Here is a 10,552-nt window from a genome sequence, read left to right as displayed (position 1 = left end):
AGTGTTCGCTACACCCTTGTAAGCTATTTGCCATCAAGGGTTCGTTAAGCATTTGGTAGCTGACTTTATCATTGTGAATAAAACGCCATAATGCTTGTGTTTGAGCGAAACTACTTTGATTATTAATGGTAGCTTTCATACCTGTGTGTAGATAACCATTTAGGTGTGTGTGATTACGTACGAGTTGTTGATATCGTTTAATGAGCCTCGTATCTAGCTCCATTTTCTCTATGCCATACTAATTTATTCTAACAGGTTTATGAGCTGTTACCAATTGTGTAGATACCTATGCTTTCTCAAAGGAAGGGTTGGGGATGGATTTGTTGAGAGTGTCGTTCTACAAGCCCTCTATTCTACAAATACCCTGCCTGCTGAAACAACTGCTGAGCAGCGTCTGATTGTAAGTAATGGGCAAAGCTGACAGCTTGTGGATGCTCACTGACCACAATCCCATCTTGCAAAATGGGGGGATAGCTGTCAGGCGCTAACACTTGGTATTTGCTCGGGGCAACCTTGGCACTCAACAACTGCGACAGCGCCACAAAGCCATAATCAGTGGTGGCCGTGTGCGTATATTGAAAGGCTTGCCCAATGTTTTCTGCCTGAATCAGCATTTTTTGTTGTTGTAAGCTGTCATAGAGCCGATGCTGTTGTAAAAAGGCTTTGGCCGATGCGCCATAAGGTGCCAGCTCTGGATTGGCTATACTGACTTTCATGCGAGGCTTCGAATCAGTCAGCCACAGCGTCTCTAGGCTTGCTTTTGTAAGCGCAGAGATTGGGCTTAAATCGTGATTGCTACTGTATAGTGCCAACTGTCCACGGGCATAGGTAAAGGGCTGACGTTGTGGGTCAGCGGTCGGATGTGCCTCAATGTACTTGGCTGGAAACTGCTGATCAGCGGACAAAAACACATCATAAGGCGCCCCAGAGTTGATTTGAGCATACAGCTTACCAGAGGAAGCATAAGTCACTTCAATACGAGCTGTATCAGCAGGCAGATTGTCTGATCGATTGTCTGATGTCGAGGCGTGTTGCTCACTTTGCTCACTGTCTGGCTGACTTAGGTTTTGCTGACTGGTGTCTTGCTGATAGGCATCAATAATTGCTGGCAGCACACCAGCAAGGTTGGCAGCCGCAGCGATACGCAATACCTCAGCATCATCAGCCTGACTCTGAACGCTGTCTTGAGTATCGTCTTGAGTATTGCTTTGAGCATCAGAGGCTGGGTTAGAGCAGCTGGCAACTAGGACAGCCAGTGGCAGTAACGCCAGTGATTTTAGGCTAGTAAAGCAGGCTGCGCTAGCTGTTGATGGCTGCTGTATTTTGTGAGTGAGTGGGGTACGCATGTAGATTACCTTGAAATAAGAACAAAGTTAACATACAGCGTGTATTCTGCCTGAAAATAGAGGATTAGGGAATAGGTCTTTGGAGCTGATCTTGCTTTTCGCTACTATCTGCGGTGTTGAGTGAGGCGAATGGCTAAGGCTTGGAGTGTCTCTTACTTCGTGAGCCACGCCAAGCCAAGCCCTCGCAACTTACTCACCACCACAGGATATCCGCTACAATCAAGGCTAAACCGCGTTTTACGGCCACATTCAGGGCGTAAAAGAAATCCATCCCCTGCGAGGCGTTAAGAAAAGCTCTGGGAGAGCTTGTTAGCTTCGCAAGAGCCAAGCTGTGCTTGGCTGAAATCCATCCCCAGCCCTTCCTTTGAAAAAGAAAGGGAGCCAAACCTTGTGTGAATCGTGGCTTGGTGTGTGGTCTGGATATGATGCGTAAGCTGGTATGGAGGTAACGACATCCAGCGAATAACAACCCAAATTATTAATCAATAAAAAAGCTGAGCATCCATCAGATACTCAGCCCTTCATCTATTTAGTTAACCTCACTCTCAACTCTTTGCGTAGGCTGTGGCTTTAGCCCAGCACATTTGGTTAAAAGATACGTTTTGCTGGGCTAAAAGCACCAGCCTACAATGGATTGTAATAAGTTGAGATTGGGGTTTAGTTAATAACAATACAGCAGCAAACTAGTCTTTTAACACCTCTGCCATCGCATTAGCGACATAATCAACATTATGGATATTTAAACCTGCCACACACATACGTGATGTTGCTAATAAATAAACTCCAAACTCAGTTTTTAAGCGCTCTACCTGCTCAGGAGATAAGCCAGTGAAGCTAAACATGCCCTTTTGGGTAGTCAGGTAATCAAAATTTCGCTCAGGTAGCTTCGCTTCTAATACAGACTTTAGCTTAAAGCGCATGGCTTTAATACGATCACGCATCGCATAAACTTCACCAACCCATTGCTCATAAAGCGTATCATCATTCATAATGATATCGACCACATGACCCCCATGTGAAGGTGGGCTTGAATAGATTCGGCGAACGATAAGCTTGAGTTGACCAAGGACACGTACCGCTTCTTCTTCGGTTGGGCAAATGATGGATAAGCCACCGATACGCTCACCGTAAAGCGATAAGTTTTTAGAAAAAGAGTTACTGACAAATAGAGGTAACCCTAGCTCAACTGATTTACGGATAGCATAAGCATCCTCGTCTAAGCTCTCGCCAAAGCCCTGATAGGCAATGTCCATAAATGGAATTAACTCACGGTTTTTCATAACCTCTAAGACTTTATCCCACTGTTCAGGCGTTAGATCCACCCCAGTTGGGTTATGGCAACAAGGATGCAGCAATACCACATCATTTTTGTTTAAGCTATTTAGAAACGAGAGCATCGCATCAAGTTTCACAGAAACAGTCTTTTTATCATAGTAGGGATAGCTGCCCACTTCCACGCCACTGCCTTCAAAGATGGCAATATGATTGACCCATGTTGGATCACTGACATAACACTTAGACGTTGGAAACCAAGCATTGATAAACTCAGCACCGACTTTCAACGCACCAGAAGCACCAATCGTAGCAAGGGTAGCGATACGATTTTCTTGAAGGATAGGTGCATCCTTACCAAACAATAGTTGCTGGCACGCCTTTTTATAACTAGGTAGTCCATCCATTGGCAGATAGGGGCGAGGGGAAATAGGATCAGCCATGCGTTTTTCAGCTATTTTTACGCATTCTAATACAGGTAACTGTCCATTTTCGTCATAATAAATACCAATACCAAGATTTACTTTATTGGGATTGGTGTCATTCAAAAATTCGTTCACCAATTCTAATATTGGATCACCAGCATAGAAGTCGACATGTTTAAACATTGCATTTCCTTTTAGAAAGTAATACCAAGTCTGACAATAAGCCTAACAAGGAAAGTAAGAGCAAGTGCTACATATAGTAGGCGTAGTGAGTTTGAAAAGCTAGGCTGTTTATCAGGGTTGAGTTATCAGGGTTGAGTTATCAGGGTTGGTAGTATAAAACTTAGTACAGCACCTTAGGCGAATTTATCACGCCCCAGTCAAAGTATAGGTAAAATACAAAAAAATTGCTATGATAGTCGAAATAACATGATGCTTACTTAAACAGCTCAATTAAATGGATAGTTTATGACGACAGATAACGCAACGCAATCTGAAACTCAACATAACCTAAAATCTCCGCCTCAGCCTACCCCCGCTTTGGCCTTTATTATTGCAGGGTTAGTCATTCTTATTATGAGCGTGACCATGATAAGCTTCGGTTGGGTACCGCATTTGTCTTTGCTGTTGGCGATTTGCTTTATCTTTTTAATTGGTAAGCATCGTGGCTTAAGCTTTCAAGAGATGCAGTCACACATGGCAGAAGGGGTGATGAGCGGCATTGGTGCCATCTATTTATTTTTCTTTATTGGGCTATTGGTTGCCGCTTTGATGATGTCAGGCGCTATTCCTACCCTGATGTATTTTGGCTTTGAGCTTATTTCGCCAGATTTTTATTATATCTCCGCCTTTGTTCTGACTTCTATTATCGGGATTGCATTGGGCAGTAGTTTGACCACAGTTGCCACGTTAGGGGTTGCTTTTATTGGCATGAGCAATGCCTTTGATGCCAATGTAGCAGTAGCAGCAGGTGCTGTAGTATCAGGCGCATTTTTCGGGGACAAGATGTCCCCCTTATCTGACACGGGGACTATTGCCTCATCTGTGGTCGGCATTGATTTATTTGAACACATTCGCAACATGATTTATACCACAGTACCAGCATGGATAATTAGCGTGCTATTATTCTGGATGCTGTCTGGACAGACACACACTGCCGACTTAAGTCAGGTTACGCATCTGCAAAGTCAACTTATCGACAGTGGCTTAATTCATGGCCATGCCGTATTACCTTTTGTGGTGCTCATCGTCTTAGCCTTGATGCGTGTGAATGCCATCTATACCATCATTGGCACTATTATCACTGCGTTGATTATCACCTATACGCACAGCACGCTGAGTATTGAGCAGTTGGGCGGCTACTTCTTTACAGGCTACACACCCTCAGAGTCATTAGATTTAGGCGAAGTCGGTGGAATGTTGTCACGAGGCGGCATCCAAAGTATGTTCTTTACTCAGACCATTGTGATATTGGCATTAAGCTTAGGCGGACTATTAAAAGCCTTAGGTGTCTTACCTGCTTTATTATTGGGCTTACGTGACAAGCTAACCACCGCAGGACAAGCGATATTTGCCGCCGCCATGGCCGCCCTAAGTATTAACGTACTGATAGGTGAGCAATATTTAAGCTTGCTATTATCGGGCACCGCATTTAGACCCACCTTTGAGCGCTTAAACTTACACCCCAAAAATCTATCTCGTACCGTTGAAGACGCAGGCACCGTGATAAACCCCCTAGTTCCTTGGAGTGTCTGTGGGGTATTTATCAGTCAAGCGCTTGGCGTGCCCGTATTAGATTATCTGCCCTATGCTTTCTTCTGTTATTTCTCGCTGTTACTGACCATTTTATTCGGCTTTACAGGAGTGACTATCAGTCAAAAATAACACCAATATAGTCAAAATCATCTAAAATAGTTACAAGGCAACCGAGTGAAAGTACGACTATCGTCATAAGCTAAGCGAGCGTCATAAGCTAAGCGAGGTGAACCTCATAACCGTTTAGTATGACTTTGACTATTATAGGGAGCTAATCCAGCTTTCCGCTACTATCTGCCTATCTATACAAGGCAGTGGCTAAGATGTGGTGTGTCGCTTACTCCGTGCGCCACACCACATCAAGCCACTGCAACTCGTCTAGCTAAGCAGTATATCCGCTACAATCTGGGCTAACGGCCACAGATGGGTTCGTTTTAAGCCCTCCTTTTTCAAAGCAGAGCTGGGGAAGATTGCTTTTACACCCCCTTTTACGGCGACGGATAATAAAAAAAGCTGAGCAATATAATTGCTCAGCTTTTCATCAACCACTGGCAGATTTTAAACAAACATTAGTCTTTTAATACTTCCGCCATCGCATTTGCCACATAATCGATATTACTTGAGTTCAAGCCAGCAACACACATACGAGAGTTTGACACCATATAAATACCAAACTCTTTCGCCAAGCGTTCGACTTGCTCAGGCGTTAGACCTGTGAAGCTAAACATACCGTTTTGAGTCGTTAGATAATCAAAATTACGATCAGGTATTTTGGCCTCAAGTACAGATTTTAGTTTCAGACGCATTGCCTTAATACGGTCACGCATGGCGTAAACTTCACCAACCCACTGTTTATATAGCGCATCATCATTCATCACGATATCGACGATGTGACCACCATGTGATGGCGGGTTAGAGTAAGTGCGACGTACCGTAAACTGTAGCTGACCAAATACACGATCAGCAAGCTCAGCAGTCGGGCAGACAACAGATAGACCACCGACACGCTCACCGTATAGTGATAAGTTTTTAGAGAATGAGTTGCTGACAAAGAGTGGCAAGCCCATATCGACCGCTTTACGAATCGCATATACATCGCTTTCCATATCTTCGCCAAAGCCCTGATAAGCGATATCCATAAATGGAATTAGCTCGTGCTGTTTAATGACTTCAAGCACGGTATCCCACTGATCTTGCGTTAAGTCAATACCAGTCGGGTTGTGACAGCAAGGGTGTAGGATAAGCACGTCATTTTTGTTCAGCGTTTTAAAGAAGGCAACCATCTCGTCAAACTTAACGCTATTAGTGCTTTTGTCATAATAAGGATATTTTGCCACAGGCACATTACTGTATTCAAAGATAGAGATGTGGTTGCCCCAGGTAGGGTCACTAACATAGGCTTTAGAATCAGGATACCATTCATTGATAAATTCAGCGCCTATTTTTAATGCGCCAGAGCCGCCCACTGAGGCTATGGTAGCGACTCGTTTTTCTTGCAGTACTTTTGAGTCTTTACCAAATAGTAATTCTTGGCAAGCTTTACGATGTCCAGGTAAGCCCTCCATTGGCAAGTAAGGGCGTGGAGAGATAGGATCTGCGATACGCTGCTCAGCAGTTTTCACACACTCAAGAACAGGCAATTTACCTGCTTCATCATAATAGACACCGACACCTAGGTTTACTTTATTGGGGTTTGTATCAGCGACAAATTTTTCTTTTAAGCCCAATATAGGATCACCAGGGTAATACTCAACACGTTCAAACATATTTTTATCCTTTACAGGTTGGTAAGTCATTTACCTACAAAGAATAAACCAGATTGGCGGTTAACTCAATGCAATATTTTAAAGAGAATGTTTTTAACCCACTCTTTTTCCCCAATCAAATTTAGAATAGAGTTGCTCCTTTCTTTTCTAAAGGAAGGTTGGAGAGGATTTAACAAGCTCCCTCCTTTTTTAAAGGAGGGTTGGGGAGGATTTTTCAAAGGAGGGCTGTAATAGATTAAAAGAAAGGCTGGAGAGAGGATACTAAAAATTGGTATATTCCAATCCAAAGCCACCACCCACATCGGTAGAGTGGATGTCAGATTTTGATGCCCAAGCACGACTAGAGATGGTCACTTGTGGGTTCAAGCGATGCTCCCAAGCCACGTCCACTACTTTTAACTTATCAGAAAGTGGGAAGGCTTTGTTATTGCGATAGGAGCTACTGCCTACTTCACCTGACTGGTTGACCTTAGCATATTGTAGCTTGGTAGTAATAAAGTTTTGATTATCTAGCCACAGCTTACCACCAACGGCAACGCTTTGAGTATCACCGCCAAGCGCATAACCTAGCGGATAACCGTGTTGATAGTAGCCATCAGTATAATTTGAATGGTTATAAGAAATACCACGTACTTTACCACTGGTACGCGTATCTGTATATTCTGTATAAAGTTGGTAGGGGACAGTGCCAAATCTAGTCGTGTTAAAGCTTGAGGCATAATCAATGCCACCTAGATACATATTCTTGGCTGGCATAGCACCTGCTTCATCTTCACCAATATATTGACCATAGATACCGACAGGTAAGTTAACCAAAGGTGCTAAGTTAACTCTGGCATCAAAGCCACCCAGTTGGTTGGCTGGGTCACCTCCATCGCGCCCTCCATTATCTTCAGTGCCTTTTAATGCATCCCAAAAAGAGCTTAGATCTTCAGGACGTCCTTTACCACCCCACATAAAGCTACGAGATGCGCCCAATTCTAACCAGTCAAGTGGCTGAGCAGTCAAGCGCATCCCAATCAGTTTCGCGTGCTTAGCGGCGGTATAGTCATCAAGCTGGCCAGCAAACAGCTGATACTGCCAAGGGCCTACCCAGCTTAGATAACGGTTCTTTGGTGCAGCTTGCGTATCACGTTGCATGGTCAGACCCAGTACAGGAATACTGGCATCACCACGAATTAAGCTGCCATCATGCCCAGGTCCCCACCAAGTTGGAATCTTACCCGCCACCAGCCATTGATTGGCATATTTACCAGCGATATAAGAGCCTTCAAAGCCAAAGTCTTCATCATCGATCAGATCATCATCTTTATAGGTAGCTTGTAAGTTAACTTCCCAATCATCTTCACTTATTCCGACTTGAGCACTGGCTTGAAACGAGGCATTTTTGTCATCGGCAAAGGTCTGTGGTAGCTGTTCTCTATCACTCTGACCGTAGGCAGACAGCTTAGTAGTTACCAGTGATTTTGGCTGTTGATCTAAAGTATGTCGGATAGATTGTACGATTTGTTGTTGTGCTTCGGTATCAACTTTCGCATTATCCAAAGCACGACTGATCTCATTGGCAGTCATCGGCCAAGTACTGGTACTAATCTGAATGACGCCTTGGGTCTGTAACCAGTCTAATTCTGACTTAAGACTCATGTCGTTAAGCTGTAAGTTTTGCGCGCTGGCAAAGCTGCTGGCCATACCTAAACTGATGACTAGGCTGAGAGTTTTTAGCTTGGGGTAGTTCATTGGTAGACTCATAATAAGAATGCTCTATGGTTGAAAAGAGTAGCGTGATAAATAAGGTATAAAGGCGTCATAATACTTGGAAGTATAACAAAATTACATAGCGGAATGACTCAAAATGAAGTCATTTCCACTAATTAATCTAAGCACTTAAATAAACAGCAAACTTAGTCAGAATGTTTTATGACTGTTCTGGATTTCCTGCTATTTCTGGTGTAGTTTTTACCGCATCCCCACTGCCTTTGCCTAAAGCGGTGCGTATGATATAGCTAAAGTACTTGTGCAAAGTTAAGTTATCAATCATTTCTTTATCTGTCTTAGCGAGTAGCTCTGGCGTAGACATATCTATGCCACTGAGTTGCGCTAACCCTGTAATACCAGGTAAGACGTCATACACGCCTTGATTGTCTCTGGCTTCAATTAATTCCTGTTGATTATATAGATTGGGTCTTGGGCCAACTAAGCTCATTTCACCTTTTAGAACATTAATCAGTTGTGGTAGTTCATCTAGCTTGGTTTTGCGTAAGATGCGACCTAGTTTGGTAATTGAGCTGTTATCTGCTAGGTGACTGGCAACTGATGCTGTATCTAACGTCATGGTGCGAAACTTAACCAATTTAAAAGGCTTTTTGTCTTTACCAACCCGTTCTTGGATAAATAAAGGCGAGCCTGTATCAAAGTAGCCTATGATAGTCGTACCAATCAATAATGGCGACGCTGCCACTAATCCTGCCGCAGAAAATGCCATATCTAAGGGTCTTTGCCAACTATTTCTTTTTGAATTGGAAAGGTTTGAAACATAGTATTGGGCCGTTTTTTGTACGGCTTCTTGCGTAGATATTTTAGGTTGCCAGTTTAGCGTATTTTCTGTCTTTGAGATATCAACTTGTAATGAGCCACAAAGCCTTTGGGCTATATGTTCTTTGCCCATCAAGCGCGCACCGGCTTTGATCAGTAGAGGTGGGATAGGCAGTGCTCGATTTTTGACACCTAATCCTGCTGCTATATTGTTTAATAGGTTAGCCGTTGAGATATCAGTACCATCTGATACCAAAAATACGTTATTTTTAGCATTTGGATTGTCAATACTGCTAATAATAAAGTCAGTTAAGTTTTCGATAGAAACTAAGCTACGTAAGTTGTTTTTAATTCCGCCTAAAGGTAAAGGAATGCCTTTATAGGCCCATTTCATTAAAGAGCGAAAGTTGCCTTTTACTTTATTACCATAGACTAGGGTAGGGCGTACTATGACATAGTCCATAGCGCTGTCCTGAGCAATCTTTTTTAGCTCAGTTTCTGCTTCATATTTGCTTAAGCCATAGGGGTCAGTTGGGGGCTGAGTAACTATTGGTGTAAACGGTTGGTTAGGTAGGCTGAATTCTCCATTTACTTTAATAGAGCTTAGGAATACAAATCTTTTTACACCAGCATCTGCGGCTTGTTTCGCTAAATTAAGGGTCGCTAAAGTATTAACTTCTTTTAAAGAAGATGCAGGATTATTTGCTTCTTCTTTTGTAACACTTGCCTTGGCTGCACAGTGAATGACAACGTCAATATCTTTTAGAGCCTCATGCCAGTTCGTTGTAGAGTCAAGATTGTCTATAAAGCGATATTCACAGTCTAATGTGGGCTTAACTGATTTGCGTACACAAGCAATAGGTTTGTGTGGAGTAGAAAGCAGGCTTGAAACTAAGGCTTCGCCAATAAAGCCGTTGGCGCCGGTTACTAAAATTTTCATAAAAATTCAACTTGATAGTTTTTTAAGTATGTTATTTAAGTTGACTATAGTAGCTAGATAGGATCTTATTTGTTGCGTTGCTGACAGAAAACTTTGTCTGTATTAGCTTATTTGAGCAAATTCCCATCTGTTGTCGAAGATCGGGGTTGTCTATTAACTTAATAGCATTTTTAAAAAAACCTTCATCATCACCGTTTACTGTGATTAAGCCTGAATTAGAGTCATTAATTATTTCAATGATAAGTAATCGAACAAAATTAAATACCTATACTTTAAATGTAGAAAAATTTAACGACAGGGAATCACCAATATTAGCAAAAACCCGATTAACTGCATAAGACAACGTATCGAAAGAAACATAATCACAAGGTCTTAGCCAAGCCTGTTTTACCTCCTTCCATAACCGCTCAATGATATTTAGATGCGGACTATAAGGCGGTAAATAAAAGATAAACAAGCCTCGTTCTTGCCAAATGGGTAATCTAGCTTGGATAATCTTGGCATGATGAATACTGG

7 protein-coding genes are annotated in these 10,552 nt (G+C 42.6%); 1 reads left to right on the top strand and 6 read right to left on the bottom strand.

Annotated elements, in window-relative coordinates; translation table 11 throughout:
- Window positions 1-353: 353 nt before the first annotated feature.
- Window positions 354-1,346 (bottom strand): molybdate ABC transporter substrate-binding protein, encoded by a 993-nt coding sequence (gene modA / locus H140_RS0113230; RefSeq protein ID WP_019674129.1) that lies wholly within the window; start codon window positions 1,344-1,346, stop codon window positions 354-356.
- A gap of 683 nt (window positions 1,347-2,029) precedes the next feature.
- Window positions 2,030-3,226: an amino acid aminotransferase gene (locus tag H140_RS0113225; protein WP_019674128.1), complete on the bottom strand. Its 1,197-nt coding sequence runs from the start codon at window positions 3,224-3,226 to the stop codon at window positions 2,030-2,032.
- 285 nt (window positions 3,227-3,511) lie between these two features.
- Here H140_RS0113225 and nhaC point away from each other — a divergent pair, with 285 nt between their 5' ends.
- Entirely contained in the window at window positions 3,512-4,927 is a 1,416-nt protein-coding gene (nhaC, locus tag H140_RS0113220; protein WP_019674127.1) for a Na+/H+ antiporter NhaC, read from the top strand.
- 440 nt (window positions 4,928-5,367) lie between these two features.
- Here the strand turns inward: nhaC and H140_RS0113215 are convergent, their stop codons facing one another.
- The 4 genes from H140_RS0113215 to H140_RS14755 form a co-directional block, all read right to left on the bottom strand.
- Window positions 5,368-6,564, bottom strand: a complete 1,197-nt coding sequence (locus H140_RS0113215) for an amino acid aminotransferase (RefSeq protein WP_019674126.1) — start codon at window positions 6,562-6,564, stop codon at window positions 5,368-5,370.
- Window positions 6,565-6,825: 261 nt separating this feature from the next.
- Window positions 6,826-8,313: a capsule assembly Wzi family protein gene (locus tag H140_RS0113210; RefSeq protein ID WP_156819200.1), complete on the bottom strand. Its 1,488-nt coding sequence runs from the start codon at window positions 8,311-8,313 to the stop codon at window positions 6,826-6,828.
- A 166-nt stretch (window positions 8,314-8,479) separates the two neighbouring features.
- The gene (locus H140_RS16460) at window positions 8,480-10,036 is read right to left on the bottom strand and encodes a sugar transferase (RefSeq protein ID WP_019674124.1); all 1,557 of its coding nucleotides are present in this window, start codon (window positions 10,034-10,036) and stop codon (window positions 8,480-8,482) included.
- A gap of 265 nt (window positions 10,037-10,301) precedes the next feature.
- The gene (locus tag H140_RS14755; protein ID WP_409371739.1) at window positions 10,302-10,493 is read right to left on the bottom strand and encodes a transposase; all 192 of its coding nucleotides are present in this window, start codon (window positions 10,491-10,493) and stop codon (window positions 10,302-10,304) included.
- Window positions 10,494-10,552: the final 59 nt, after the last annotated feature.

Source organism: Psychrobacter lutiphocae DSM 21542, from assembly GCF_000382145.1.
In the GTDB taxonomy this organism is placed as follows: Bacteria; Pseudomonadota; Gammaproteobacteria; order Pseudomonadales; family Moraxellaceae; genus Psychrobacter; species Psychrobacter lutiphocae.
Note: the sequence above shows the minus strand (reverse complement) of the source record. Positions and strands in the feature narration are given on the sequence as shown.

Excerpts from the sequence above, each read along its gene's own strand:
- modA (WP_019674129.1), bottom strand. The coding sequence starts at position 1,346 with ATGCGTACCCCACTCACTCACAAAATACAGCAGCCATCAACAGCTAGC.
- H140_RS16460 (WP_019674124.1), bottom strand. The coding sequence starts at position 10,036 with ATGAAAATTTTAGTAACCGGCGCCAACGGCTTTATTGGCGAAGCCTTA.
- nhaC (WP_019674127.1), top strand. The coding sequence starts at position 3,512 with ATGACGACAGATAACGCAACGCAATCTGAAACTCAACATAACCTAAAA.
- H140_RS0113215 (WP_019674126.1), bottom strand. The coding sequence starts at position 6,564 with ATGTTTGAACGTGTTGAGTATTACCCTGGTGATCCTATATTGGGCTTA.
- H140_RS0113225 (WP_019674128.1), bottom strand. The coding sequence starts at position 3,226 with ATGTTTAAACATGTCGACTTCTATGCTGGTGATCCAATATTAGAATTG.
- H140_RS0113210 (WP_156819200.1), bottom strand. The coding sequence starts at position 8,313 with ATGAGTCTACCAATGAACTACCCCAAGCTAAAAACTCTCAGCCTAGTC.